General features: G+C 61.2%; 40 protein-coding genes and 2 tRNA genes. 22 read left to right on the plus strand and 20 right to left on the minus strand.

Annotated features, from left to right (window positions below):
* Position 1: 1 nt before the first annotated feature.
* The 16 genes from APH44_RS08670 to APH44_RS29045 form a co-directional block, all read right to left on the minus strand.
* Positions 2 to 478, minus strand: coding sequence for a phage terminase small subunit P27 family (locus APH44_RS08670; protein ID WP_054892286.1), 477 nt, complete (start codon positions 476 to 478; stop codon positions 2 to 4).
* A gap of 147 nt (positions 479 to 625) precedes the next feature.
* On the minus strand, positions 626 to 1,006 hold the full coding sequence (locus tag APH44_RS08675; RefSeq protein WP_054892287.1) for an HNH endonuclease: 381 nt from the start codon (positions 1,004 to 1,006) through the stop codon (positions 626 to 628).
* Complete coding sequence (locus tag APH44_RS08680; RefSeq protein WP_054892288.1) at positions 997 to 1,176, minus strand: hypothetical protein; 180 nt, start codon at positions 1,174 to 1,176, stop codon at positions 997 to 999. Before APH44_RS08680 ends, APH44_RS08675 begins: the two co-directional genes overlap by 10 nt.
* A gap of 60 nt (positions 1,177 to 1,236) precedes the next feature.
* The gene (locus APH44_RS08685; RefSeq protein WP_054892289.1) at positions 1,237 to 1,455 is read right to left on the minus strand and encodes a hypothetical protein; all 219 of its coding nucleotides are present in this window, start codon (positions 1,453 to 1,455) and stop codon (positions 1,237 to 1,239) included.
* A gap of 3 nt (positions 1,456 to 1,458) precedes the next feature.
* Complete coding sequence (locus tag APH44_RS08690) at positions 1,459 to 1,656, minus strand: hypothetical protein (RefSeq protein WP_054892290.1); 198 nt, start codon at positions 1,654 to 1,656, stop codon at positions 1,459 to 1,461.
* Positions 1,653 to 1,850 (minus strand): hypothetical protein, encoded by a 198-nt coding sequence (locus APH44_RS08695; protein ID WP_054892291.1) that lies wholly within the window; start codon positions 1,848 to 1,850, stop codon positions 1,653 to 1,655. Before APH44_RS08695 ends, APH44_RS08690 begins: the two co-directional genes overlap by 4 nt.
* Positions 1,851 to 1,852: 2 nt before the next feature.
* The gene (locus tag APH44_RS08700) at positions 1,853 to 2,176 is read right to left on the minus strand and encodes a phage holin, lambda family (RefSeq protein WP_054892292.1); all 324 of its coding nucleotides are present in this window, start codon (positions 2,174 to 2,176) and stop codon (positions 1,853 to 1,855) included.
* A 142-nt stretch (positions 2,177 to 2,318) separates the two neighbouring features.
* The gene (locus tag APH44_RS08705; protein WP_054892293.1) at positions 2,319 to 2,660 is read right to left on the minus strand and encodes an antiterminator Q family protein; all 342 of its coding nucleotides are present in this window, start codon (positions 2,658 to 2,660) and stop codon (positions 2,319 to 2,321) included.
* Positions 2,661 to 2,670: 10 nt separating this feature from the next.
* Entirely contained in the window at positions 2,671 to 2,988 is a 318-nt protein-coding gene (locus tag APH44_RS08710) for a hypothetical protein (RefSeq protein WP_054892294.1), read from the minus strand.
* On the minus strand, positions 2,985 to 3,215 hold the full coding sequence (locus APH44_RS08715; protein ID WP_054892295.1) for a hypothetical protein: 231 nt from the start codon (positions 3,213 to 3,215) through the stop codon (positions 2,985 to 2,987). Before APH44_RS08715 ends, APH44_RS08710 begins: the two co-directional genes overlap by 4 nt.
* A complete protein-coding gene (locus APH44_RS08720) occupies positions 3,212 to 4,510 on the minus strand; it encodes a site-specific integrase (RefSeq protein ID WP_054892296.1) in 1,299 nt (432 codons plus the stop codon). Before APH44_RS08720 ends, APH44_RS08715 begins: the two co-directional genes overlap by 4 nt.
* Positions 4,507 to 4,935 (minus strand): VRR-NUC domain-containing protein, encoded by a 429-nt coding sequence (locus tag APH44_RS08725; protein ID WP_054892297.1) that lies wholly within the window; start codon positions 4,933 to 4,935, stop codon positions 4,507 to 4,509. Before APH44_RS08725 ends, APH44_RS08720 begins: the two co-directional genes overlap by 4 nt.
* Entirely contained in the window at positions 4,932 to 5,228 is a 297-nt protein-coding gene (locus APH44_RS08730) for a DUF1364 domain-containing protein (RefSeq protein WP_054892298.1), read from the minus strand. The genes APH44_RS08725 and APH44_RS08730 overlap by 4 nt, the downstream gene beginning before the upstream one ends.
* A 2-nt stretch (positions 5,229 to 5,230) precedes the next feature.
* A complete protein-coding gene (locus APH44_RS08735; RefSeq protein ID WP_054892299.1) occupies positions 5,231 to 6,043 on the minus strand; it encodes an ATP-binding protein in 813 nt (270 codons plus the stop codon).
* Entirely contained in the window at positions 6,033 to 6,884 is an 852-nt protein-coding gene (locus tag APH44_RS08740; RefSeq protein ID WP_082430643.1) for a replication protein, read from the minus strand. Before APH44_RS08740 ends, APH44_RS08735 begins: the two co-directional genes overlap by 11 nt.
* A 69-nt stretch (positions 6,885 to 6,953) precedes the next feature.
* Positions 6,954 to 7,202 (minus strand): Cro/CI family transcriptional regulator, encoded by a 249-nt coding sequence (locus APH44_RS29045; protein WP_082420997.1) that lies wholly within the window; start codon positions 7,200 to 7,202, stop codon positions 6,954 to 6,956.
* A gap of 109 nt (positions 7,203 to 7,311) precedes the next feature.
* Here APH44_RS29045 and APH44_RS08750 point away from each other — a divergent pair, with 109 nt between their 5' ends.
* Both APH44_RS08750 and APH44_RS08755 read left to right on the plus strand, forming a co-directional pair.
* Positions 7,312 to 7,959: a LexA family transcriptional regulator gene (locus APH44_RS08750; RefSeq protein WP_054892301.1), complete on the plus strand. Its 648-nt coding sequence runs from the start codon at positions 7,312 to 7,314 to the stop codon at positions 7,957 to 7,959.
* A 166-nt stretch (positions 7,960 to 8,125) separates the two neighbouring features.
* Entirely contained in the window at positions 8,126 to 8,374 is a 249-nt protein-coding gene (locus APH44_RS08755) for a DUF1654 domain-containing protein (protein ID WP_054892302.1), read from the plus strand.
* Positions 8,375 to 8,717: 343 nt separating this feature from the next.
* On the opposite strand, the gene APH44_RS08760 is transcribed toward APH44_RS08755, so the two are convergent.
* Positions 8,718 to 9,077, minus strand: coding sequence for a hypothetical protein (locus tag APH44_RS08760; RefSeq protein WP_054892303.1), 360 nt, complete (start codon positions 9,075 to 9,077; stop codon positions 8,718 to 8,720).
* Positions 9,078 to 9,201: 124 nt separating this feature from the next.
* Between APH44_RS08760 and APH44_RS08765 the strand changes: the two genes are divergently transcribed.
* From APH44_RS08765 to APH44_RS08775, 3 genes are read left to right on the plus strand one after another with little or no spacing between them, the layout of a single operon-like run.
* On the plus strand, positions 9,202 to 9,585 hold the full coding sequence (locus tag APH44_RS08765; protein WP_054892304.1) for a response regulator transcription factor: 384 nt from the start codon (positions 9,202 to 9,204) through the stop codon (positions 9,583 to 9,585).
* A 19-nt stretch (positions 9,586 to 9,604) separates the two neighbouring features.
* On the plus strand, positions 9,605 to 9,871 hold the full coding sequence (locus APH44_RS08770) for a hypothetical protein (RefSeq protein WP_054892305.1): 267 nt from the start codon (positions 9,605 to 9,607) through the stop codon (positions 9,869 to 9,871).
* Positions 9,868 to 10,323, plus strand: a complete 456-nt coding sequence (locus APH44_RS08775) for a hypothetical protein (protein ID WP_054892306.1) — start codon at positions 9,868 to 9,870, stop codon at positions 10,321 to 10,323. The genes APH44_RS08770 and APH44_RS08775 overlap by 4 nt, the downstream gene beginning before the upstream one ends.
* 6 nt (positions 10,324 to 10,329) lie before the next feature.
* Here APH44_RS08775 and APH44_RS29700 read toward each other — a convergent pair whose 3' ends face one another.
* Positions 10,330 to 11,028 (minus strand): hypothetical protein, encoded by a 699-nt coding sequence (locus APH44_RS29700; protein WP_156343738.1) that lies wholly within the window; start codon positions 11,026 to 11,028, stop codon positions 10,330 to 10,332.
* Positions 11,029 to 11,142: 114 nt separating this feature from the next.
* Between APH44_RS29700 and APH44_RS08780 the strand changes: the two genes are divergently transcribed.
* Both APH44_RS08780 and APH44_RS08785 read left to right on the plus strand, forming a co-directional pair.
* Complete coding sequence (locus APH44_RS08780) at positions 11,143 to 11,748, plus strand: hypothetical protein (protein WP_054892307.1); 606 nt, start codon at positions 11,143 to 11,145, stop codon at positions 11,746 to 11,748.
* Between the two features lie 391 nt (positions 11,749 to 12,139).
* A complete protein-coding gene (locus APH44_RS08785) occupies positions 12,140 to 14,191 on the plus strand; it encodes a DNA cytosine methyltransferase (protein ID WP_054892308.1) in 2,052 nt (683 codons plus the stop codon).
* A gap of 51 nt (positions 14,192 to 14,242) precedes the next feature.
* Here APH44_RS08785 and APH44_RS08790 read toward each other — a convergent pair.
* Positions 14,243 to 14,327 (minus strand) — tRNA-Ile (locus APH44_RS08790).
* A gap of 93 nt (positions 14,328 to 14,420) precedes the next feature.
* Between APH44_RS08790 and APH44_RS08795 the strand changes: the two genes are divergently transcribed.
* The 8 genes from APH44_RS08795 to APH44_RS08830 all read left to right on the plus strand — a co-directional run bounded on the left by APH44_RS08795 (position 14,421) and on the right by APH44_RS08830 (position 18,515).
* Positions 14,421 to 15,038, plus strand: a complete 618-nt coding sequence (locus APH44_RS08795) for a hypothetical protein (RefSeq protein WP_371264427.1) — start codon at positions 14,421 to 14,423, stop codon at positions 15,036 to 15,038.
* 88 nt (positions 15,039 to 15,126) lie between these two features.
* Positions 15,127 to 15,315, plus strand: a complete 189-nt coding sequence (locus APH44_RS08800) for a hypothetical protein (protein WP_054892309.1) — start codon at positions 15,127 to 15,129, stop codon at positions 15,313 to 15,315.
* Positions 15,312 to 15,563: a hypothetical protein gene (locus APH44_RS08805; RefSeq protein ID WP_054892310.1), complete on the plus strand. Its 252-nt coding sequence runs from the start codon at positions 15,312 to 15,314 to the stop codon at positions 15,561 to 15,563. The genes APH44_RS08800 and APH44_RS08805 overlap by 4 nt, the downstream gene beginning before the upstream one ends.
* Entirely contained in the window at positions 15,560 to 16,102 is a 543-nt protein-coding gene (locus APH44_RS08810) for a hypothetical protein (RefSeq protein WP_054892311.1), read from the plus strand. The genes APH44_RS08805 and APH44_RS08810 overlap by 4 nt, the downstream gene beginning before the upstream one ends.
* Positions 16,103 to 16,145: 43 nt before the next feature.
* Positions 16,146 to 16,631, plus strand: coding sequence for a class I SAM-dependent methyltransferase (locus APH44_RS08815; protein ID WP_054892312.1), 486 nt, complete (start codon positions 16,146 to 16,148; stop codon positions 16,629 to 16,631).
* A 50-nt stretch (positions 16,632 to 16,681) separates the two neighbouring features.
* Positions 16,682 to 17,179 carry a hypothetical protein gene (locus APH44_RS08820; protein ID WP_054892313.1) on the plus strand — a complete coding sequence of 166 codons (498 nt, stop codon included), beginning with the start codon at positions 16,682 to 16,684 and terminating at the stop codon, positions 17,177 to 17,179.
* A gap of 39 nt (positions 17,180 to 17,218) precedes the next feature.
* Positions 17,219 to 17,464 carry a DUF4224 domain-containing protein gene (locus APH44_RS08825; RefSeq protein ID WP_054892314.1) on the plus strand — a complete coding sequence of 82 codons (246 nt, stop codon included), beginning with the start codon at positions 17,219 to 17,221 and terminating at the stop codon, positions 17,462 to 17,464.
* Between the two features lies 1 nt (position 17,465).
* Positions 17,466 to 18,515: a tyrosine-type recombinase/integrase gene (locus tag APH44_RS08830; RefSeq protein WP_054892315.1), complete on the plus strand. Its 1,050-nt coding sequence runs from the start codon at positions 17,466 to 17,468 to the stop codon at positions 18,513 to 18,515.
* A 121-nt stretch (positions 18,516 to 18,636) separates the two neighbouring features.
* Here APH44_RS08830 and APH44_RS08835 read toward each other — a convergent pair.
* Positions 18,637 to 18,724 (minus strand) — tRNA-Ser (locus APH44_RS08835).
* A gap of 124 nt (positions 18,725 to 18,848) precedes the next feature.
* Between APH44_RS08835 and APH44_RS08840 the strand changes: the two genes are divergently transcribed.
* From APH44_RS08840 to APH44_RS08870, 7 genes are all read left to right on the plus strand, one after another.
* A complete protein-coding gene (locus APH44_RS08840) occupies positions 18,849 to 19,520 on the plus strand; it encodes a Bax inhibitor-1/YccA family protein (protein ID WP_054892316.1) in 672 nt (223 codons plus the stop codon).
* A gap of 186 nt (positions 19,521 to 19,706) precedes the next feature.
* Positions 19,707 to 21,086, plus strand: coding sequence for a nucleobase:cation symporter-2 family protein (locus tag APH44_RS08845; protein WP_054892317.1), 1,380 nt, complete (start codon positions 19,707 to 19,709; stop codon positions 21,084 to 21,086).
* Positions 21,087 to 21,172: 86 nt separating this feature from the next.
* Positions 21,173 to 21,565 carry a sulfurtransferase complex subunit TusD gene (gene tusD / locus APH44_RS08850; RefSeq protein WP_054892318.1) on the plus strand — a complete coding sequence of 131 codons (393 nt, stop codon included), beginning with the start codon at positions 21,173 to 21,175 and terminating at the stop codon, positions 21,563 to 21,565.
* 1 nt (position 21,566) lies between these two features.
* Positions 21,567 to 21,926, plus strand: coding sequence for a sulfurtransferase complex subunit TusC (gene tusC / locus APH44_RS08855; RefSeq protein WP_054892319.1), 360 nt, complete (start codon positions 21,567 to 21,569; stop codon positions 21,924 to 21,926).
* Positions 21,926 to 22,222 carry a sulfurtransferase complex subunit TusB gene (gene tusB, locus APH44_RS08860; RefSeq protein WP_054892320.1) on the plus strand — a complete coding sequence of 99 codons (297 nt, stop codon included), beginning with the start codon at positions 21,926 to 21,928 and terminating at the stop codon, positions 22,220 to 22,222. Before tusC ends, tusB begins: the two co-directional genes overlap by 1 nt.
* Positions 22,219 to 22,554 carry a TusE/DsrC/DsvC family sulfur relay protein gene (locus tag APH44_RS08865; protein ID WP_054892321.1) on the plus strand — a complete coding sequence of 112 codons (336 nt, stop codon included), beginning with the start codon at positions 22,219 to 22,221 and terminating at the stop codon, positions 22,552 to 22,554. Before tusB ends, APH44_RS08865 begins: the two co-directional genes overlap by 4 nt.
* A complete protein-coding gene (locus APH44_RS08870; RefSeq protein WP_054892322.1) occupies positions 22,551 to 23,561 on the plus strand; it encodes a glycosyl transferase family protein in 1,011 nt (336 codons plus the stop codon). Before APH44_RS08865 ends, APH44_RS08870 begins: the two co-directional genes overlap by 4 nt.
* The last annotated feature ends 92 nt before the right edge of the window (positions 23,562 to 23,653 follow it).

The following is a 23,653-nucleotide window of genomic DNA, read 5'->3' on the forward strand; positions in this document are numbered from 1 at the left end:
GTCACTCGAGCAATCCTGCGAATGGGTTCGTTGTCTTCTGCTTGTTGCCGCCGATGATGCGCGTGCGGCTCGCGGGATCGAGCCCCAGCATCGAACCGAAGGTGACCATCTGGCGCATCGCCTCGTTCGCCGCTGTAAGCGCCGGGTTTTTCACCGGGCCGCCGGTGGCTCCCGCAACCACGATGCCGTGGGCGCGCACCGACTCTTGAGCCAGTCGCCAGTTACCGTAGGCCGTGCAGAAAGCCTCGACGTTGTGCATGTCAGTGAGCGCGAGCACCTTGGCGCGGAGCAGTTCCGGCACCAGCATTTGCCAAACCCGAGTGGCGTGTTCGCACAACCAATCCGGCGGATCAACGTTGGTCACCAGAGCGAAGTCCGGCTCGTCCGTGTTCAGCTTGCGCTTGCCGGGATTCCCGGCCAGCACCTTCTGGGCCGTGGGTTTTGGGCGACGGCCGGAGCGCCCGGCAACCCCTGGCATCGGCGCCTCCACTAAACTTTATATTTCGCGGGTGTAAAAAAAAGACTGAGGGCGCGGTCTAGAAACGAAAAGGCCTGAACTTTCGACCCTCCCCCTCCCCAATCGCGAGAATCAATCTCATCAACGGCGAATCTGATCGATTTTTGATCATTTCTGGCGGGCGTTGCCGAACCCACCGTCCTCACCTGCCGTCTTGGCCGAGTGGCACCGGGCACACAAGGCCTGCCAGTTCGACCGATCCCAGAAGACGGTCATGTCGCCCTTATGTGGCACGATGTGGTCAACATCGGTGGCCGCGACTACAAGGCCTCGAGCCTGACAACGAATACACAGCGGATGCTTGGCCAGATATCCAGCGCGGGCCTGCTGCCACTTGTACCCGTATCCCCGCGATGTGGAGCTCTCGCGCGGCTTCTCTCGAACGTGGCTCTTCACCTGGTCAGCGTGAGCATCGCAGTAGCCGTTGGCGTTCCTGTGCAGCGCCCTGCACCCCTGGGCTCGACACGGACGCTGCGGCCTCAACGGCATGGCGAGCCGTCCAGGTAGGTCGATGGCTGCGCGTCTGGGTCTTCGCCGTCACCGTCGGCCAGCGCCTCGATCAGTGCCAGGTTCTGGCTTGCGATCGTCTCCAGCAGAGCGGTCTGCTTCTGTTCCTGCTCCAGAATCTTCTGGAGCAAAGAGATTGCTTGCTCGCTCACGGGCTACCCTCATCCATTTGTTGATCCATTCGCGCCGAGCGGCGCATCCACTGCAGGCCATCACTCACCATCCAGTCGGACGTGAGTGCCATCACAGTTGAACTCGACGATAAGCCGCGCTACTTCGTTGGGGTTCTGCACCAGGCGAACTTGGGCTTGCCCTGCCAGCACCTCGCCGCTGAAGGCATCGTGAAGGCAGTAGTGCAACCCGTTGCGCTTGACAATGAGAGGACGCGAGGTCAGCAGGTAGTTGAGACGGGATTGCTCGGAGCTCTTCATGGCTCACTCCTCTCGGCACATGCCGACTTGGCGGGCGATATCGGCGGCACGCTCGCGAACCTCCAGCACCTGGCCGTCGAACGTATGGGCGATGGCGCAGACGCCGTGCCACTGCGAGCTGGTGCCAGCCTCCTGCACGCGAGCGATGGCGCTCGGGGCCACGTAGAGCTGGCGGCGGTTGATGTCAGTGAGCGTGATCATGGCTTGTTCTCGGTTGGTTGGTTCAGCGCTCGGCGCCCGGCGCGCGCAAGCACCTGGTCCTGGCATCGGTGGATGGAGGTGCAGAACTCGCCGCGGTCCATCGGATGCTCCACCGGCAATTCGAGGTATGCGTTCCAGGCATCACCCAGCATCCGGGCAATCCTCGCTTCGGCATCAGTCAGTTCGGCCTTCATGGTTATCCCTGCGCTTTGCGAGACAAGAACAGGTCGGAGTAGCCACGAAGCTTCTCCACTCCCATGAAGCCGACAGCACCACCAGCGAAGGTGGCCATGCCCTGCGGCAAGCCCATCCATTCCAGCAACGGCACGAGGGCCAGCGTGATTAGGCCGCACAGCGCGCCCTCCAAGATCATCTGCCGCCGCGTGCCACCGCCGTACACCACTCGAAGAGCAGCGATCGCGACCGACAGGCCAGCGGCATACAGCTGGGGCTGGTGGGCCAGTACCCAAGCGAGCACAGCGGCCCACAGGCCAGGATCTTTCTCAGGCATGTTTGGCATCTCTATCCCTCCCTTTGCGGGGAGCAGAAACGAAAAAGCCCCGGCAGATGCCGAGGCTTATGGTGGATGTCGGTGATGCCGAGTTTGCTCTCGCGCACCTACCGCAAAGTAACACGAAAGATACGGGTGAGGACCGGGGATGTCAAGCGGCCTCACGTCGAACATCCAACGCACCATCAACCCAAGCCACGCCAGCCTTCCACAACTGCCGCGTTTTCTCCTCGCCGAAGCCAAGCTTCTTGCCCACATCACGCAAGGAAGTGTCCCGCGAGGTGTAGTACTTCATGATCACGGCGCCGCACTCGGCGTAGCGCTGCAACAACCGACCGACCAGGCGATCAACAAACAGCGCCTCGTCGTCGGTGATGATTGGGTCCAGGACCGTGTTCTCACGCGATGCGCAGCACGACACACCCGACCCCAGCACAACCCACCTACCCCAATGCTCGAGCAGTTCCTCGGCACTTCTTTCCAAATGGCTCATGTCCTTCCCCTCAATCCCCGGTGCAGTTGGTTCCGCCGGCGCCGCGGCGGTTGTTCGTTTCGTACTGCGCAGATGGGCCTTCAGTGCGCGGTGGCCGCTGGCGATCAACCTGCTGTTCCAGCTCGCGCACACGCAGCCCCAACTGCGTCACAAGTTCTTCCAGCGGCAGCGGCTCGCCGGTGACCGCCGACAACCACCCTGATGCGTTGCAGCGACCGCAGGGCAGGTCATAGAAAACGCCCTTCACCACTGCCCTCCCCTGGCACTCCGGGCACCTGGTCAGGATGACCCGCTCCTTGCGCAGCGCTGGGCCGTGGACTTTCTTCATTCGGCACCCACCAGCCAGTCGGCAGCCTTGTCGATGTCGTAAGGGAACGTGCGGCTGTCCACCTCGAAGCTAGCGCCGCCGAGCATGGTCACGCGGAGGCGCCGGTGATCGTCGTAGTTCTGGATGCAGACCATGAACACTTTCGAGCGGTCAAAGGCCGGCGCGTCAGGCTTCAGCGCTGTCACCGCCCACGAGAAAGCGAGGGCGCCGTGCTGAGAAATATTCATTTCGAATCCTCGCTAGTAACAAATTCGGGATGGGTGCTAGAGGCCTTGCCCTCTGCCGCCTGCGCCTGAATCTGTGGGATTTCGGATAAGGCCTCTGTAAGGCCGTGAATGGCACCAAAGCCGATGCCGTCTAACCAGGCGTGCCACTTCTCCAGGGCTGCCCTTCGCTGCTGCATCGCTTGGGTGTGGATGTAGGTGCTGGCGATCTTGCCAAGCGAGTGGTTCAGCAGCATCTCGCCGATGTGCCCGTCGATACCGAGGTCGGTCCAGGTGCTTCGAGAGACTTTCCGCAGGTCGTGGCTGGTCCACTCGCCCCGGCCCAATTCGGTGAACACGGCACTGGCTTGGCTCTCGCTCAGGCACCCGCCGCGACGGCTTGGGAACAGGTACACGCCGTCGTACCCTTCGGCCTGCTGGATTGCCCGGTACCGGGTCAGAAGCGCGCAGATCTGGTTGGTCAGCGGCAGCCGGTGCTCAGTACGGGTCTTGGCATTTGCTGCCGGGATGAACCACTCGCCAGCCGTGACCGATACCTCGCTCCACCGGGCCTTTCTGGTCTCCCCGATGCGGGTGCCGTGGGTGAGCATCATCAGTGCCAGCATGGCCTTGGCGGGAGTCGCGTCGAAGGTCTGCCCCAGCTGCTGCATCACATCAACCAGGTGCACCGCACGCAGGCGGGCCGACTTCGGCAGGATCTTGGCCTTGGTGAAGTCGCTGAAGCGCATCCCGGCCATGGGGTCAGACTCGATCAGTCCCAGGCGTTTGGCTTGCTTGAACGCGGTCAGCAGCAGCGCGAACATCTGGCGCAGGTAGGACAACGACACTTCGGCTTGGGAAGGCCACATCAGCTGCTTGTCCAACGTGTCGGCAGTCACGTCGGTCAGCACCATGTCATCCAGGCGCGGCTTCAGGTGCTGAGCAATGGCCGAACGGGCGCCGGCCTTGCGCTTCACCGACAGCGAGCGGTCACGCCCCATTCGGTCGCCGTACCAGTCCAGCAGCTGACCCACGGTGGCCATACCGGAAACCACGGGCGCAGTGGCCGGGTCGCGCAACAGGCGCTGACGAAGCGCGGGCAGCTCAGCCAGCACCGCCGCGACGCTCAGCTCCGGCCAGCGGGCGACCGGCACCCACTTCTTGCCGCGCACCAGGTGCCAGGTGCCCCGCTCGCGGTTGCTCCAGAAGCGCAGGTACAACCCAGGGTGACGGAGGTCACGCAGATCGCGCACGGACAGGTCGGCGGCCTGACGGCGCACCTCAGCCTCGCTGAACTTCACTTCGCGGGTGGCGCTCATGCGGCCACCGTCGCGGGCTGGAGCAGGTAGGCGCGGATCGCCTCGACGGCATCGATACTGCCCCGGCAGACGATCGCCAAGTATCCTTGGGCGGTCAGCTCCTGGATGTACGCATCCTGGCTGGGCGAAACCTCAGCATCGAAGGGAGGCTTGGCCTTAAATTCGATGTACAGGCCGAAATAGCCGCCACGAGCCATTGGTAGCACCAGATCGGGAACACCAGCCTTCACGCCCTGCCCCTTCAGCTTTGCGGCGACCAACTTGTGCCGGTGCCCACCGTTCGGGACGTGGTAGATCAGCTTGTAGGCCTTCGGGTAGCGCAGTTGCAGTTCCTGCATGAGCGCGGCCTGCTCCTGCCCTTCCCTGTCGACGGGCTTTGCGCGGGCCGGTTTGGCCTTGAACGGGCGAAGGACAGAGCCACTCATGCGACCACCACGAACTCGGCCAGTAAAATCGACTGGGTGCGCATCACGCCCTCGGCGTGGTACTGACGGGCGATCTCGCGATCAATGGCCCGGCTTCGGCCATCGCAGGCATCGTGGCAGGCGCTGCAAGCCCATGCCCCCTGCAGGTCGTGCGGCTTCTTGCCCACGCCGCAGGTGCCGGCCAGGCGGTAGTGAGCAAGGACGGTGGTCTCTGGATTGCCGTTGCACACGCCCGGAATGCGCACTTGGCACTCCCTGCCGCGAGCAGCCCTGGTCAACTTGGTTTGTCGCATGGTCAGAGCTCCTCCTTGCCACGGTGAGACTCCCACTCGAAGGGCACCACTACCCCGCCGCCCTCGCGCAGACGGTCGTAACACCGCTCACCCATGGCGTGGCGCAGTTGGGCTGGCTCGAGGTTGGAAATCACCACCGTGGGGCGCATCTGCTCGTAGCGCCCGTTGATGATCGAAAACAGGGTTGTCAGCTCGAACTCGCTCGGCTGCTCCTTGCTCACGCCGACTTCGTCCAGAACCAGCAGCGATGGCTCGACCAGGCTGGACAGGATGTCGGCCTCGGACTGCTCGCTGTGGCGATCGTAGGTCGCCCGGATGGATTGCAGGACGGCCCCAACCGTCCGGTAGACGGCAGTAGCCGAGGTGTTGCGCATGAGCTCGTTGGCCATTCCAGCGCCCAGGTGGGTCTTGCCAGTACCGACCTTGCCCAGCAGCATCAGGCACCGCCCGGTACGTTCAATCTCCTCGAACGCGGCCACGTAGCGGGCGCAGTAGGCAAGCGCCTTGCGCTGCCCTTCGTGCTCGACGCGGTAGTTGCCCAGGGTGCGATCGGCGAAGCGCTTCGGGATCAGCGCCGAACCCAGCTTGCGGGTCATGGCCTCGCGCTTCAGGCGGGTTTCCTCGGCCTGCTGCTTCGCCTCTCGCTCAGCAATGGCGGCCTTCTCGCACTCAGGGCATCGGCCAACGATTTCGCGGCCCATAAGCATGGTCACGCGCTGTTCGAAGTCGCCGTGGTGCTCGCAGTGAGCAGGCTGGACGCGGAAGCCGGCAGCGTTTCGCACCTCGGACATGGTGATCACCGATTCAGATCGCATAGGTACCGTCCTCGCGCTCGGTCAGGCCGCCGGTGTAGTCGCGGTCACTGAAGCCGTGGTGGCGGCTGTTGGGGTTAGCAGGCAGCTGGGCGGCGAGACGCTTGGTCACCCAGTCCACCTCGAATCCGCGCCATCCGTTCTCGACGGCGACCTCCAGGGCCTGGGCAGGCTGAATGCCGAATGCCTTGCACTGCTCCAGCTTGGCATTCAGGCCGGACCAGATCCGGGCAGTCACCGGGGCTTTTGCGGCCTTGCGGACAGTCAGGTAGTCAGCGATCAGTGACTCATCCAGGCCGTGCGGGTTGTCGGCCAGCATGGCGGCCTTCCCGAATGGCGCCTTGCGGTCAGCCTTGGCCGGAGTCGGCTGCTCATCGTTGGGGGGGCATGTATTTTCTTCCGAAGGAAGAAATACATAGGGGGTTAGATTCTTAGAATAAAGAAGGGAGTCGGCGGTTTTGGTCTGTTTCGGCTCTTCTCCGATTCGGACCACTTGAGCCGAATCGGCTGATTTGGTCTGTTTCGGCTCAGTGACGTAGACCCAGTCTTTCGGGTCATTCACGCCGATGTCACCCCGGGCACCACCCTCGCGGAACAACACACGGCGGCGCAACAGACTGGAGATCGCCTTGGATACGGAATCAGGGTGGGCGTTGATGGCCTTTGCGATGTCGGTCGCCGGGATGCGCTGGGCGCCCGCGCCGAAGTTGATGGTGGCCTTGGCCACGTACAGCACAATCTTCATCTCCCTTGCTGGGAGATCGATAGCCAACAGGCCATCCATGAGCTGGTTGTCCATCCGGGTGAACCCCCTGGACTTGTCAATTTGGACGATGTTTGTCATGCTCTGATCTCGTTTGAAGCTGTAGAGAAAGCCGCCCTGCCAGGCGGTTTTTTTTCGCCTGAAAATCCGTTACTGGATGGATTCGCAGGTGTTTTGGACATCTACTGGCTCAAGGGTGGGCCTGTCAGACTTAACGCATTCCTCCACGGATGGCTTCGCATCCGCCATGAGTTGGCCGCCCGAAAGGATCTGAAGTTGGTACTGGCGAGAGATCGGTACGACCTCACCCCACATCGTCACTGCGCTGGGCTGAATCCCCAGCGCGTCGGCAAGCTTCTTCTTGCTGCCGAAATGGTTTGCGGCGTCACGCGTTTTCATTGCGCTTCCTCGATGGTGCGTCCGTGAATTTCAGCATGCTGAAGGATCATAGTCAACGACGCCGTTCAGCGAACTGCATACTTAAATTCAGTTAACTTAAACTCAGCGAATGGAAAGACACGAGCGAATAGCCAAGGCCATTGCGGTCAGCGGCAAGAAGAAAGGCGAAATTGCGGCTGCATGCGGCGTTGCAAACTCTGCCGTCACCCAATGGATTTCAGGCGAAAGCAAGAGCCTCCGCCCTGAGAACCTTTACGCCCTGGCTAAAGCAACTGGCTTCCGTGCTGAGTGGCTTGCCATCGGCGAGGGGCCAGAGGTCGAAGAAAGTAACATCGAGACCATCCCGCAGCCCAAGATGTCGTTCCGCTACCCGGTGATCAGCTGGGTCGCGGCGGGGGCCTGGTCCGAAGCCGTTGAGCCCTTCCCGCCAGGTTTCTCGGATCGCTATGAGGTGTCCGACTACGACTCAAAAGGGGTTGCTTTCTGGCTGGAGGTCAAAGGTGACTCCATGACTGCTCCTGTAGGCACCAGCATCACCGAAGGCATGATGATCCTCGTGGACACGGAAGCGGATGTCATATCAGGGAAGCTGGTGGTCGCCAAGCTTGCCGACAGCAATGAAGCCACGTTCAAAAAACTAGTAGAGGACGGAGGGCGGCGATTCCTGAAGCCACTCAACCCGGCATACCCGGTCGAGATGTGCGCGGATGGTTGTCGGATCGTCGGGGTCGTCGTTCGAGCAATGATGAAGCTTTGACCATTCCAGCTACCGAAGCCCGGCCATGAGCCGGGTTTTTTTCGTCTGGAACAGAACTGATATGCGCATTTTCTTTACAGGTTCCGGCGAATGGAACGGCTAGGGCCTTGCAAAAATCCTACGACAAAGGATAACTGTACGCATATACAGTACAAGGAGTTTATGCATGCTTCCTCTCGCTTTCACCCAATCGCCGTCTCGCTCGTACGAACGGCTTGGATATCGAATCCAACAGGCAGTTGCGTCACCTCATGTTCAGAAGCGACAGATGATTGAGCTCACCCCCTCACCAGACGATTGCATGGCGGATTGGGCCAGGATCCTCAATGATCTGGAGGAGACTACAGGCATTCGTGTCGATCGACTGGACTCCGGGGTGATCCGCATAGCTTGGCGAGATTTCAGCGAGATCTGAGCCAATCAGCCCACCCCGAGGTGGGCTTTTTTTCGCCTGCAAATTTCAGTTTGCTGAAAATATTTATTCAGCATGCTTGACCTACCGATTTCAGATTGCTTAAATTTGCTCATCGCCGCGCTGAACCGGCGGGCAGCTACGGCAGCCACCGCTCTTTACACAACTCGACACCCGTCACCCTCAGCGGCACATGAGGGCAGCAGCTGCCTCATGCAGTGAGCTGGGTTCAGGTAACCAAGTGGCGCGCATGCCAATGCGGGGAAGCGCGTAGCCCAGAGAGCGATGGGCGCCTGGATCACTTCGATTTCACTGGCTGGCCTTCTAACGAGGGCCAGACGGGAAATCAGAGCTGAACGGCTCGAACAACCTCTGCAATTAAGGGATATGCCTTGAGGCACCCAAGCAGAGAGGCGAGCGCCGAGAGGATGAAGAAGGCGATGCCAGACTTGGTGACCCGACGAGGCCTTCCGCTGATGATCACTGACCCAAGCTGGTAAGGGTGAGGTGCAATCCCTGAAATAAACGGCCGGCTGGCCATCTCACCAATACCCCAAAGCAGGCCGGCCAGGGAGAAGAGCCCGACGACCCCGTTGTCGACCTTCAAATCCACGGTCATTGAAAGTACGAGCGCCACAAAAGAAAGAACCGCCATGATTTTGAACCATTCATCCGCGATGAATTTTGCAACCACGGAAACTGCCAAGGTTGCGCCCTCCTTTGCTGGCTGTGTTGTGTGAGAGCGCTCAGCCTAGCGCAAAGCCCGTCACCTGGGCAGTGGTGAGCTGGCCGCAGGCCATCAAACAACTCCGCCTTACCCAGGACCCATCATGGAAACGATCACCTGCGGCTCATGGATTGGCCAGCTCGGCAAGGCGCTGGCTCCCCGCGAGCTTGAAGCATTGCTGTGGGTGGCCCAAGGCCTCACCACCAAAGAAATCGCCCGCCAGATGGCGGTAAGCCCCGGCACCGTGGCCAACCGCATCGAGAACGCGCTTTTCAAGCTTGAGGCCGGGCGCCGCATCGAGGCGGTCACCAAGGCCATGCGCCGCAACATCATCAGCCCGATGTGCTTCCTGCTCGCCGCTCTGGTCGCCACTCACGCCGCAATCGGCGACAGCGACCCGGTGCGCCGCGATCGCCGAGTACCCGAACGCCGAATCGCCCAGGTTCGCGTTCTCCGCAAAGCAGAGTCATTCGACTACCACGCTTGATTCCCACGAGGAACATCCCATGCACCAATCCATGCAACAGCGCGTGGACGGCCTGGCCGCCCTGCGTGCACGCTCGCTCATGGCTACTGCCGAGTTCTACGGGCTGGTTGGCCTACCCCCTCCTACCGCTCGCCCTCTGTACCAGGCGGTCGCCAAGGGCAAGGCCTGGCACATCATTGAGATCGGCACCGGCAAGACCAAAGGCTTCTGCTTCAGTCACCAGGCGGCCATGCGATTTGTTGATGCGATGGAGGCCGGTGCCGCCACCAAAGGCGTGCGGCAATGAGCAAGCGCAAACCCCACAACATGCGGGCGCGCGTGGAGCGGACTTGTCGGGCCCTGGTATCGGCCAACCATGCGGCCGTGGTCAATATCGACCCCAGCGGCCAGCAGGTGCTGGTCAACTGGAAGAACCTCAAGCAGATCCGCGTGCGACAGGTCGTCGACGCGGTTTGCGATATCCCGCACCGGTGGACCATCTACCTCAGCGTCTTGTGTCGGACGGAGTTCGGCGAGCGTTACCACAAATCGGTTGAGGTCTCGCCCCAAGGCAACTACCGAGCCGATCACCTCACCGATGTGATCGAAGCCACCTACACCGAGTTGCGCGCCACCGCAAATCCAAAGCACCTGGTGGCGTCCGGCTGGATCGCCATCCCTACCGACACAACGCTTGATGAAGCTCTGGCGGCAGACATCTTCCAATCGGCTGGAGCGTGGATTCAAAGAGCCCCTTAGCCAATTTTAGATAAAGTTATTCTTAGAAACCTTGTACCAGTGGGATACTCCTTCATAACGGGCATCCATACAAAAAGTTTGCCTTCCTCTTTTCCCGCTCCGCCGAGTGTACTCAACAATTACATCTATCCGCTGCCCCATACCCAGGCTAACCCGAAATTTTTGGTGTGCTCCTCGAGACAGGGGTTGCAATGCAATCTGTTCTCTACCAAGCACTCCATCCAGCACTACTGATACATCCTCACAATACTCACCAGAATTTAATATCTGGAATACATTATAGCTGCAACCTTCTACCTCTTCTACCGCAACCCTTTCAATCAGTAGCAACGGTTCAAGGGAACGTTCATAGTTTTCAAGCTCCGCATTGTGGGCTTCGACAATGTGTACCTGTTGCTGTACTGAGTTCCGCAATTCCTCAGTCTGAAGAGCAAGAGCTTTAGCACTGAGACTTTGCTGGTAAACTGAAGATCTCAGCTCTTCTGCCTGCAGCTGCAAGGCACGAGAGCTTAGACTCAGTTCTCTACCTTGCTGTATAAACCCCAGCACAAGCCATAGGAAGGCTAGTGGGCTGAACGCGCCAGCTAGAAAGTCACCAACTTCGTTAATTGGTTTTTCTTGCAGGTTTAACAGCCCATCACCGAAAAAATAGAGTATAGCTATTATATAAATGGCCGTTACTGGCCACCCAATCCACATTAGCATGCGCAACTATCTCCCTTGTTTGGCCATCTGCCAGTCCCCGTAATACTCCATCCCACCTCAAATTGCCACCATGCCGCCACCAGCACGGAGGGCGGCGCATGCTTGGAGAAAGCCATGATCGAAGCCACCGACAAGCAGCTCGGCCTGCTCTGGCACACCCTGGGCCTGTGCGCTGAGCGCTCGGACCGCCGCAGCATCACCCGCAACCACTTCCTCACCAGCCCAGGCTACGACGACTCGAACAACCTGGACGTGCTGGTGGCTGCCGGCCTTATGACTCGCGGCAAGGCTCCGGCCTTCTGCTCCGCAGACGAGGTGGTGTATCGCGCAACGGACGAGGGCAAGCAGTTCGCCCTGAACAAGCTGCCACCGCCCCCTCCACCTGCCAAGCGCACCAGGTTCGACGAGTACCTAGACGAGTGCGAGTGCTACGACGGCTTCGCTCACTTCCTCGGCATCAACATGCCGCAGTACCAGCAGCGCGGCGATTGGGGTGCACGGGAGTACAGGATGGTGCGCTACCCCCGAGGGAGCGCGTACCGGCAGTACCGCCGGCACTACGACTTCGCACGGTGGTCACCCTACGAAACGCTCGAGGTCGTGGGTGAATGGGCTCCGACCCTGAAGGAAGCCAAGGCGAGCTACAAGGCGGCACTCAAGGAATTCCGCGCCAAACCCAAGATGCCGGCCAACGACCTCGATCGCCTCTACTCCGCCTGACCCTCCGGCGCTTCCCTAAGCGCCGGAGGGTTATCGTCAGACTTCACGGCGGTTGGGGAACCCATCACAGATTAGCCGCTGCCCAACTTCGGTTGCGCACTGTGGGTGCAGGTAGATAGCTGCTATGTAGCCTTTTGCATTGTGCCCATGGTATTCGACGCCAGCGCCCGAGATGGGCTTTCCGCACTCAAAACAGCTGTCGCTGCTTCCGACAGGCTCCACAAAAAGTTCTGCATCAGGGAAGTTCCGATGATAGGTCACGGCTTTCTCCAAGCTGGATATGGCCTTTCACTATCAACCACTTCTCAAAAACACGCCACCCCGGCGCTGCCCGCCAGCGCCTTCCCCTCTCAAACGATAACGAATAACGCCAACCAGGCGAGGACCGCCCATGTCTGCGTTTCAGAAAAAGAACCACCTCGACTTCAAAATCCAGTACGGCCTTGGCTTCGATCCTCAAGACGACGAGATCGTGGTCGACTTCTTCTGTGGTGGCGGTGGTGCCGGTACCGGGCTGGAGATGGGCCTGGGCCGGCCGGTGACCGTGGCCAAGAACCACAGCCCGGCGGCCATCAGCATGCACACCGCCAACCACCCAGCAGCGCGCCACTTCACCACGGACGTATTCGAGGGCGATCCCGACGAAGAATGCCAGGGCCGGGCCGTGGGCTGGTTCCACATGAGCCCGGACTGCACCCACCACAGCCAGGCCGCCGGCGGTCAGCCGCGCAAACGCGAGATTCGCAACCTGTCGTGGATCGGCCTCAAGTGGGCCGGAAAGAAGAAGCCCCGGGTGATCAGCCTGGAGAACGTGAAGCAGATCCTGCAGTGGGGGCCGCTGATAGCCAAGCGCGATAAGGCTACCGGCAGGGTGATGAAGCTTGACGGCACCGTGGCAGCTATTGGTGAGCGCGTACCGGTGCAGCAGCAGTTCCTGGTGCCAGACCCGAAACGCCGCGGCATCACCTGGCGCCGTTTCGTGCATCTGCTCGAAGGCATGGGCTACCAAGTGGAGTGGCGCATCATCAAGGCCTGCGACTTCGGCGCGCCGACCAGCCGCGAGCGCCTGTTCATGATCGCTCGCTGCGACGGTCAGCCCATCGTTTGGCCAGAACCGACCCACGCCAAGAACCCAGCCAAGGGCCAGCAGAAGTGGCGCACCGCCGCCGACTGTATCGATTGGAGCGTACCGAGCAAGAGCATCTTCGGGCGCAAGAAAGACCTGGCGGCCGCAACGTTGCGCCGGGTGGCCAAGGGCATGAAGAAATTCGTACTGGACAACCCGCAACCCTTCATCGTACCGATCGCCAACTGGTCGGGCGAATTGGCCCAGTCGGCGCAGGAGCCGCTGCGCACAGTCACAAGCTGGCCCCGCGGTGGATCGTTCGCTATGGCAAGCCCCATCATTGCGCCAGCCACCCATCAGGGCAGCGATCGTATCAACGACGCACTGGATCCGTTGCCAACCATCACTTGTGCAAACCGCGGGGAGCTGACCTTGATCAGCCCTACCCTGGTGCAGAGCGGATACGGCGAGCGCGAAGGCCAACAGCCACGGGTACCTGGCCTGGATCAGCCGCTGGGAACCATAGTCGCTGGCGGAGTGAAGCACGCTTTGGCGGCTGCGCACTTGGTCAAGTTCCGTTTCAACAGCGAAGGCGCGCCCATCACCGATCCGGTACCGACCATCACCAGCGGCGGAAACTACAAGCGTCCAGCCGGTGCAGCCCACGCCATGGGCGTATGCACCGCCCTCATTGAGCAGGCCAACGGAGGATTCAACGAGACGCCGGCTCGCAGCATGGATGACCCCATGAGCACGGTCACAAACACGGGCAGCCAGCAGCGCCTGGTGACAGCGCACCTGGCAACCCTGCGCAACGGCAGCATCGGGCAACAGGCAGAAGACCCACTGCGCACGGTAACGACCGGTGATCACCATGCGCTGGTGGGGGCGAATCTTCTTCACCTTCGCGGCAACTGCGATGCACGTGCTATTGACGAGCCGCTGCATACCATCAGCGCTGGCGGCACCCACCACGGCCTGGTCGAGTACAAGCTGTCGCCCGAGCACGAGGCCGGCGCCCTGCGCGTTGCAGCCTTCCTGATCAGCTACTACGGCACAGAGAACACCAGCGCAGCAGACTCGCCAGCCCCGACAATCACCACCAAGGATCGCCTGGGGCTCGTCACTGTGTTCGTGAAGGGCACCCCATACGTGATCGTCGATATCTGCCTGCGCATGCTGAAACCGCACGAGCTCTACCGCGCTCAGGGCTTCCCGGCCAGCTACATCATCGACAAGGGGGCCGATGGTAAGCCGTTTACAAAGACCCAGCAGGTGCACATGTGCGGCAACAGCGTCAGCCCGCCGCCGATGGCCGCCCTGGCCAAAGCAAACGATCCGTGGAAGATTGCCGAAAAACAGACCATTGCCGCTTAAATCTGCGGCCCTTAAACCAGAAAACCCCCTCCATTGCTGGAGGGGGCTTTGCGGAGAGGACGGGATTCGAACCCGTGGGCCAGTTTCCTGACCGCCGACTTATCAGGTCGGTGCAATAGACCGCTCTGCCACCTCTGGAAAGCTGTTGCTTTCCACAGAAGGCTGAGCGAGAGCAAATCTAACAGCCCTCTATAAAAGTATCAATAGGCCACTACTGCCGAGGTATCCCATGCCCACAGAAAACCGATCCGAGCCACGCATCGTCGCGCTGCTCTGGCACCTGGCCGCCATGATTCTGGCCAAGCCCGCAATTGCCACCTGGATCATCGAGCGCGCCCAGCGCACGCCGTACCAGCACATCACCTCCGCCGACGGCCAGGACGTGTACATGGGCCGCTGGTGGTTGTTCAACCCGTACTGTCGAAAGACCCATAAACCAGCGCTGTGGTGGTTCCCATGGTCCATCCGGGTTCACCACATAATGCGACCGGATGAAGATCGTGATCTGCACGACCACCCATGGGATGCGAGAACGATCATCTTGCGTGGCTGGTACAACGAGCAGCGGCCTGCGAGCGATGAATGGAAAGAGTCGGTCATGTCATGCCTGGTACCAAATCCGGACCCGAAGTTAGTTGAATGGATCACACGAGGCGCCTGCGAGTGGATCAAACGAGATCAGGGTGACACCGCGCAGCTTCGGCACGGCGAGTATCACCGAATCGACCAGGTATCACCCGGCGGCGTGTACACCCTCTTCATCACCAGCAAATGGCGTGGCGACTGGGGATTCCTGGTCAATGGCGTGAAGGTGCCGTGGCGCACCTACACCGGCACCGATGACTGAAGCGCCGCAAGAGCACATTTGTATTCCACCCAGATGTAACCCCTCTCCACTCTATTCACTGCCGCGAGCAAGCGGCCAAGGATCTGCCGTGAGCAAAACAATCATCCTGACCGGCATGGCGGTCGTGAACTTCCGCAAGGTCATGAAAGACGTGCCTGACGATGAGGTGCAGGACCTGGTGAGCATGAACGACACCCGGGAAGACCAGATCACCGAAGACGACCTACTCGGCATCGAGTGGATTCATGACGACGTGACGATTGAGGTGAAGGAATGACCCGCCTCGCCCTCTGCCTCCTGCTGCTGGCCACCGGCGCCAGCGCAACCGATAACGTCATCGACGTGCAGCACGACAGCCAGCGCGGCGTCACCTGCTACATCCTCAACCACGTCGGCATCAGCTGCATCCCCGACAGACAGCTGCAGGCCGGCAACGAGCGCCAGCTCTCCCCGCACGAAACCCAACCCGAACCTACACCCGCACTGGCGCCTGGGCGCTGGATTGATGAGAGGTACCAGCTGTGAGCGAAAAATTCGAGCGCGAAGAGCGCTACATCGTCTTCAAGGTGAATGACCTGAGCGAGCACAAGCTCGGTTGGGTTCGCGACGTTATCAGGCTGAACGACATTCCCACCGCAGACGCTGTGGTTGTTGAGGCCGACTGGCCAGAGTATGAATCGACCTGGGCAGCCATCGAGCGTCGTGTGACTGGTGTGCAGTGGAATGGTGAAGGTCTACCGCCAGTCGGCCAGAAGATAGAGATGAAGCACAAGCGCTCCACGGAAGAATGGGCCCGGCCTGCATTCCATGAGGTGACCATCACCGCCATGGGCACGCAACTGTTCCTCGTCACGTACAGCGATGGCGGCGACGAGAACTGCGGCCACCTCAGCGAATACGACTTTCGCCCACTCAGCTCTCCAGAGCAGAGAGCCGCCGAAGAGCGTCAGCGGGCTGCGCGACAAATGTGCCTGGATGCCGGGCATGAATCGCCAACGCCCGGGCAGATCAGTATGGGTATCAAGCTCTACGACGCCGGCTACCGCAAGCAGGTGGCGCCATGATCGCCCTCGCCTACATGGCCTACCTGATCTATCGGGGGCCGCGATGAGCGCAGTAGCCAAGGTGCTCGATCCATGCAGCGCCAGTCGCATGATGTGGTTCGACAAGCAGGACCAACGCGCCCTGTTCGGCGACATTCGTGACGAGGAGCATCTGCTCTGCGATGGCAGGGTGCTGAAGGTTGAGCCAGACGTGCTGATGGATTTCCGGAAATTGCCCTTCGAGGCCTCGACCTTCCGCCTGGTCGTATTCGACCCACCGCACCTCACCCGCGCAGGCGTCGATAGCTGGATGAGGGCAAAGTACGGCGTTCTCACCAGCGACTGGCGCGAGGACATCCGCCAGGGATTCGCCGAGTGCTTCCGCGTGCTGGAGCCAGAGGGAATCCTGATCTTCAAGTGGAACGAAACTCAGGTGCTGGTGAGCGAGCTGCTTGCCCTGACAGATGAGAAGCCCCTGTTTGGCCACAAGTCCGGCAAGCGCGAAAAGACGCACTGGATCACCTTCATGAAGCGCCCAGCTTCAGCCTAACCCCTCCCCCAACAACTCAAGCCCGCCGACTGCGCGGGCGAGGATGTCCTATGTCCGCAACCAACCGATTCCACCAGGTCGCCAACGATGCGCTGGTGATGATCAGCGAGAACCTGCAGCCAGGCGCCAAATTGGCGCTGGTGATCTACACGGCAGGCAAGCCAGAGCTGGATATCGTCCTGAAGGACAGCGGCCTCGTAGTCGATGAGGCCGTGAACACGTTGCGCCGGCGCGGAGGCCTCAGCCTCGATGGCGACAACGCCTACAAGCGCGGGATCTGCGACGTCATCATCGGCGCCCTTGCCACGGGCAAACAGAACAACAACCCGCCGCCTGCCGATCACTGGGGCCTGGAGTTCTGGGATATCGGGCGCGCCGAGGGCGCACTGCAGGAAGAACTGGTGCAGGCGGTGCGCCTGCTGCGCAAGGAGCTGGATTCCTGCCAACGCATAATCCACTACGCCGGAGGCTTCACGCCTGCCTACGTCGACAATGCCCAAGCCGCTATCAAGGTGGCTGATGCGGTGCTCACAAAAATCCCCGCCTGACCACCAAACTGCCGCCACCGGCGGCGTGGAGACCATCCCATGGAAACCGAGATCCTTTCGGACGAAGAGCTGGCCGATCTGACCGGCTACAAAGCCAGGGGCTGGCAGCGCCGTTGGCTCAACGATCGCGGCTGGCACTTCGTAGAGAGCCGCGGCGGTCGCCCTCTGGTAGGCCGTCAGTACGCCCGCATGAAGCTGGGTGTGACTTTGGAGGTGATGCCACTGGCACCGCCCCCACCAGCGCAAGCACCGGCCTGGACGCCGGACTTTTCAAAGGTGAGGTGATATGCGCCCACGCAAGACTGAAAACCGCCACCTTCCTCCCCGGTTGTACGAACGCAAGCGCACGCGCAAGAGTGGCAAGGTCTGGGTCAGCTACTACTACCTTGACAAGTCAGGCAAGGAAATCGCCCTTGGAGCAGACCTGAACGTGGCCAGGTTGAAATGGGCCGAACTGGAAGCGAAGGACAAACCGCGCGATCTGTTGCTCATGAGGTCGATCTTCGACCGCTATGCGCGGGACATCATCCCCAAGAAGGCACCCCGCACCCAGAAAGACAACCTCGCCGAACTGCGTCAGCTGCGCCCGTTCTTCGAGGAAGCCCCCATTGATGCAATTACACCGGCGCTGGTTGCTCAGTACCGCGACGCCCGGTCAGCACCAGTTCGGGCAAACAGGGAGATCGCACTCCTTTCACACGTCTACAACCTGGCCCGAGAGTGGGGTCTAACGACAAAGGAAAACCCCTGCCAGGGTGTGCGGAAGAACAAGGAGACGCCGCGAGACTTCTACGCCAATGACGCGGTATGGAAGGCGGTTTACGCAAAAGCGGTTGAGGAGTTGAAGGTCGCCATGGATTTGGCGTACTTGACGGGCCAGCGTCCTGCGGACGTGCTGGTGATGAGGAAGGACGACATCGAGGACAAAGCCCTCGGCGTGAAGCAGAAGAAGACCCACAAGAAGCTGCGGATCCTGCTGGAGGTGGACGGACTGGCCAGCGGCCTTGGCGTCCTCATCGAGGAGATCCTGAAGCGCAATGCGGCGCACGGATCGCCTTACTTGATACTCACCGACACCGGTAAACGGGTTACTGCGGCGATGCTCAGACACCGTTGGGACGACGCTCGGGAGGAGGCAGTGAAGGAAGCGGCCGCCGCCGGGGACCAGGTACTGGCGAGCCGCATCAGTCAATTCCAATTCCGCGACATTCGACCCAAGGCGGCTTCGGAAATTGCCGACGTCGACCATGCCAGCCTGCTGCTCGGACACACGAAAGGAGACATTACCGAGCGAGTCTACCGACGCGTCGGGGCACTCGCAAAACCGACCAAATGAGCAAAGTTTTAGGACGCGTCCTAATACCATTGCACCGATACCCTTCCCAAGGGCATTCCCACGGGTGGATTTTCCACGGTCCCATAACGCAAAAAGCCCTGAATAATCAGGGCTTTGAATATGGCGGAAGCGTAGAGATTCGAACTCTAGGATAGTTGCCCATCGACGGTTTTCAAGACCGTTGCCTTAAACCACTCGGCCACGCTTCCAGCTTGTTTTGCGGCGGCAATCATACCGTAATGAAACACGCTGTCAAACTCTCTCTGTCGCCCGTTGCAGAGGCTCTGTTATGATCTTTGCATCTGAACGTTTCAAACCCACAGGAGTGTCGCCATGCGCGAACAGGATTACGCCGTACAACACGGCCAGCAGGTCGAGCAGCAGGAGGTCAGCAAGGTCCTGCGCAACACGTACAGCCTGCTGGCGCTCACGCTTGCCTTCAGCGGCGTGATGGCTTTCGTCGCTCAACAGATGCGAGTCGGTTACCCGAACATCTTCGTGGTGCTGATCGGCTTCTACGGGCTGTTCTTCCTCACCGCCAAGCTGCGTGATTCGGTCTGGGGCCTGGTTTCTACCTTCGCCCTCACCGGCTTCATGGGCTTCATCCTCGGCCCGATCCTCAACCGCTACCTCGGCATGGCCGGTGGCGCTGAAGTGGTCAGCTCGGCCTTCGCCATGACCGCACTGGTATTCGGTGGCCTGTCGGCCTACGTGCTGATCACCCGCCGCGACATGAGCTTCCTCAGCGGCTTCATCACCGCGGGCTTCTTCGTGTTGCTGGGCGCCGTGGTCGCGAGCTTCTTCTTCCAGATCAGCGGCCTGCAACTGGCGATCAGCGCTGGCTTCGTGCTGTTCTCGTCGGTCTGCATCCTGTTCCAGACCAGCGCCATCATCCACGGCGGCGAGCGCAACTACATCATGGCGACCATCAGCCTGTATGTATCGATCTACAACCTGTTCGTCAGCCTGCTGCAACTGTTCGGCATCATGGGTCGTGACGACTGATCGTCAGCGATTGGACGATTAAGGAAAGCCCGCTTCGGCGGGCTTTTTTGTGGACGGATGCTTTTGGGGTTGCACGCCCCTCCCCGCCATAAAGAAACAAAGAGCAGCCCAGCCAGGACGTACCTCTACCCCTTAGCCGCCGGGCCCCGTAGAATGCGCTCCTTTTTTTCTTCGGGGCGGTTTCCCATGAGTTCACTCGAACACGAGCCGGGCGCGACGGCGCCTGTCAACGAACTGGTCCTTGGCCTCGAGGACAAGCCGCGGCCATTGATCGGCCTGCTGGCGGCACTGCAGCACTTGTTGGCGATCATCGTGCCGATCGTCACGCCTGGCCTGCTGATCTGCCAGGCGCTGGGCGTTTCGCCGCGGGACACCAACCTGATCGTGTCGATGTCGTTGGTAATCTCGGGCATCGCCACCTTCGTCCAGTGCAAGCGCTTCGGGCCATTCGGCGCGGGATTGCTGATCGTCCAGGGCACCAGCTTCAACTTCGTCGGGCCGCTGATTGCCGGTGGTGCGCTGATGGTCAAGCAGGGCACGCCGGTCGAAGGCGTGATGGGGGCGATCTTCGGGGTAGTGATCGCCGGCTCGTTCGTAGAGATGGGCGTTTCGCGCATCCTGCCATTCATCAAGCGCCTGATCACCCCGCTGGTGACCGGCATCGTGGTGCTGATGATCGGCCTCACGCTGATCAAGGTTGGCCTGATCAGCATGGGTGGTGGCTTTACGGCCATGGGCAACGGCACCTTCGCCAATGGCGAGAACCTGCTGCTGTCGGGCGTGGTGCTGGCCATCATCGTGGTCCTCAACCGGATTCCGGTGGTGTGGATGCGCAGTTGCGCCATCGTCATCGCGCTGGCGGTGGGCTATGCGCTGGCAGGCTACCTGGGGCGCCTGGACTTCACTGGCATGCACGAGGCCGCGCTGTTCCAGGTGCCGGTCCCGCTGCACTTCGGCCTCGGCTTCTCCTGGGCGCTGTTCATTCCGATGCTGGTGATCTATCTGGTGACCTCGCTGGAAGCCATCGGCGATGTGACAGCCACCAGCAAAGTGTCGCGCCAGCCGGTCGAGGGGCCGGTGTGGATGCAACGGATCAAGGGCGGGGTGCTGGTCAATGGTGCCAACTCGCTGCTGGCGGGCCTGTTCAACACCTTCCCCAGCTCGATCTTTGCGCAGAACAATGGTGTGATCCAGCTGACGGGCATCGCCAGCCGTCATATCGGTGTCTGGATCGCGCTCATGCTGGTACTGCTGGGGCTTTTCCCGAGCGTAGCCGGGGTGATCCAGGCCGTGCCGGAGCCTGTACTGGGTGGCGCTGCGATGGTGATGTTCGGTGCGGTAGCGGCATCAGGGATCAATATCCTGGCCAGCACCCGCCTGGACCGTCGGGCGCTGCTGATCATCGCCGTGTCGCTGGCCCTGGGGCTGGGCGTGGCGCAGGTGCCGGAGTTCCTGGCGCACATGCCGGCGGCGCTGCGTAACGTACTGGAGTCGGGCGTTGCCACCGGCGGCATCTGCGCCCTGGTGCTGAACTGGTTCCTGCCAGAGAGCCAGGAACGCGCCTGACCACCGTTGCAGGCAGACAAAAGCCCGCGCCTACAGGTGCGGGCTTTTTGCTTTATCATGACGGCATTTCTTTGCACGAGCCTTCCATGAAATTCGCCATCGCGGTGTTTTCTCCGGCCCATGCGCCCTCCTCGCGCCGCGCGCTGCGCTTCGCCGAGGCGGCCCTGGCCGGCGGACACGAGATTACCCGACTGTTCTTCTATCAGGACGGGGTGCACAGCGCCTCGGCCAACGTCGTCGCGCCGCAGGATGAACAGGATGTGGCGGCGCAATGGCGCAGCTTCATCAGCGACCATCAGCTCGATGCCGTGGTCTGCATCGCCGCAGCATTGCGCCGGGGCGTGCTCGACGAGGCCGAAGCCAACCGTTACCAGCGCCCTGCCGTGAACCTGCCCAAACCCTGGGAACTGTCCGGCCTTGGGCAACTGCACGAAGCTGCGCAAACGGCAGACCGCCTGGTCTGCTTCGGAGGCGATTGAAATGGCCAGATCCTTGTTGATCATCAGCCGTCAGGCGCCTTGGAATGGGCCACCCGCCCGCGAAGCGCTGGATATCGCGCTTGCCGGTGGCGCCTTCGACCTGCCGCTGGGCATGCTGTTTCTCGACGACGGTGTCTTCCAGCTCGCCAGCAGCCAACAACCGGCGCTGCTGCAGCAGAAGAACCTTGCCGCCAACCTGCAGGCGCTCCCGATGTTCGGAGTCGAGGAACTGTTCGCCTGCGCGCGCAGCCTCCAGCAACGCGGGCTGGACGGCAGCACGCTGGAACTGTCGGTACAGGTTCTCGACGATGCAGCGCTGCGCGCACTGATCGCCCGTTTCGACCAGGTGGTGACCCTCTGATGACGACCCTGCATGTAATCAGCCATTCGCCCTTCGGCGACGACCGCCTGGCCAGTTGCCTGCGTTTGCTGGGCACCCAGGACGCGCTGCTGCTGTGCGGCGATGCAACCTACGCCCTCAAGCCTGGCAGCGAACCTTACCGGGTGTTGCAGGCTGCTGGCCTGGAGCAACGCCTGTTCGCCCTCGAAGAAGACCTACAGGCCCGCGCAATCCCCAGCGAGTTGGCAAAGGCCGTGGACTATCCCGCCTTCGTCGAGCTCTCGCTGCACTACGACAAGGTCAACACCTGGCTATGAGCAACCTGACTGTCGGCGATCGCTCGATCGCCCTGGACAAGGACGGCTTCCTGGTCGACTTGCAGGACTGGTCCCACGAGGTCGCCCAAGCCCTGGCCGCCCGTGAAGCGATCGCCTTGACCCCGGACCACTGGGAAGTCCTCGAACTGCTGCGTCAGTTCTACGACGAATATCAACTTTCGCCAGCGACTCGTCCGCTGATCAAGTACACCGCCCTGAAGCTGGGCCCGGACAAGGGCAACAGCCCGCACCTGAATCGTCTGTTCAACGGCACCCCCGCCAAACTGGCCGCCAAGCTGGCGGGCCTGCCCAAGCCGACCAACTGCATATGACCGAGCCGATGACCGACAGCCTAACCCCCCTGACCCTGGAAACCCCGGCCGAACACCCCTTCGCCGAATTCGTGCGCATTCTTGGCAAGGGCAAGCGAGGGGCACGGGGCTTGACCCGCGAGGAAGCGCGCGCGGCGATGACACTGCTGCTCGAAGGGAAAGTCGAAGACACCCAACTGGGCGCCTTCCTGATGCTGCTGCGGCACAAGGAGGAAAGTGCCGAGGAGCTGGCTGGTTTCACCGAAGCCCTGCGCAGCCACCTGCAAGCACCATCGATCGCCGTGGATATCGACTGGCCAAGCTATGCCGGCAAGAAGCGCCACCTGCCCTGGTACCTGCTGGCCGCCAAGTGCCTGGCTGGCAACGGCGTGCGTATTCTCATGCATGGCGGCGGCGCCCACACGGCCGGGCGCCTGTACACCGAACAGTTGCTCACCCTGTTGGACATCCCCCTGTGCCGCGACTGGCAAGCGGTGGCCAACAGCCTGGACCAGCAGCAACTGGCCTTCTTCCCGTTGCAGGACTGGGCGCCGCAGTTGCAGCGGATGATCGACCTGCGCAATACCTTGGGCCTGCGCTCGCCGATCCACTCCCTGGCCCGCGTGCTCAACCCGCTCGGCGCCCGCTGCGGCCTGCAAAGCATCTTCCACCCCGGCTACCAGGCCGTGCACCGCGAAGCCAGCCGCCTGCTCGGCGATCACGCCCTGGTGATCAAGGGTGATGGCGGCGAGATCGAGGTGAACCCCGATGTCGTCAGTCACTTGTACGGCACTACCGGCAGCGAGGCCTGGGACGAAGAATGGCCCGCGCTGAGCGCACAACGCCACGTCAAGCCGGCAAAGCTTGAGCCTGAGCATCTGTTGGCGGTATGGCGCGGCGCGGCGCAGGACAGCTATGGCGAGCTGGCAGTAGTCGCGACCATGGCCCTGGTGCTGCGCGGTCTGGGCCAGGATCGCGAACAGGCGTTCAGCACCGCGCGCACGTTCTGGTCAAACCGAAACATCTAATCACTCGATCAATGACTGGCGATATTTGCGCTATTTATTCGAACGGTATGCCCTAGACTGAGCTCCAACGACAAACGACTTGGTAATTGGAG

It is taken from the genome of Pseudomonas sp. NBRC 111143 (assembly GCF_001320965.1).
GTDB lineage: Bacteria > Pseudomonadota > Gammaproteobacteria > Pseudomonadales > Pseudomonadaceae > Aquipseudomonas > Aquipseudomonas machongensis.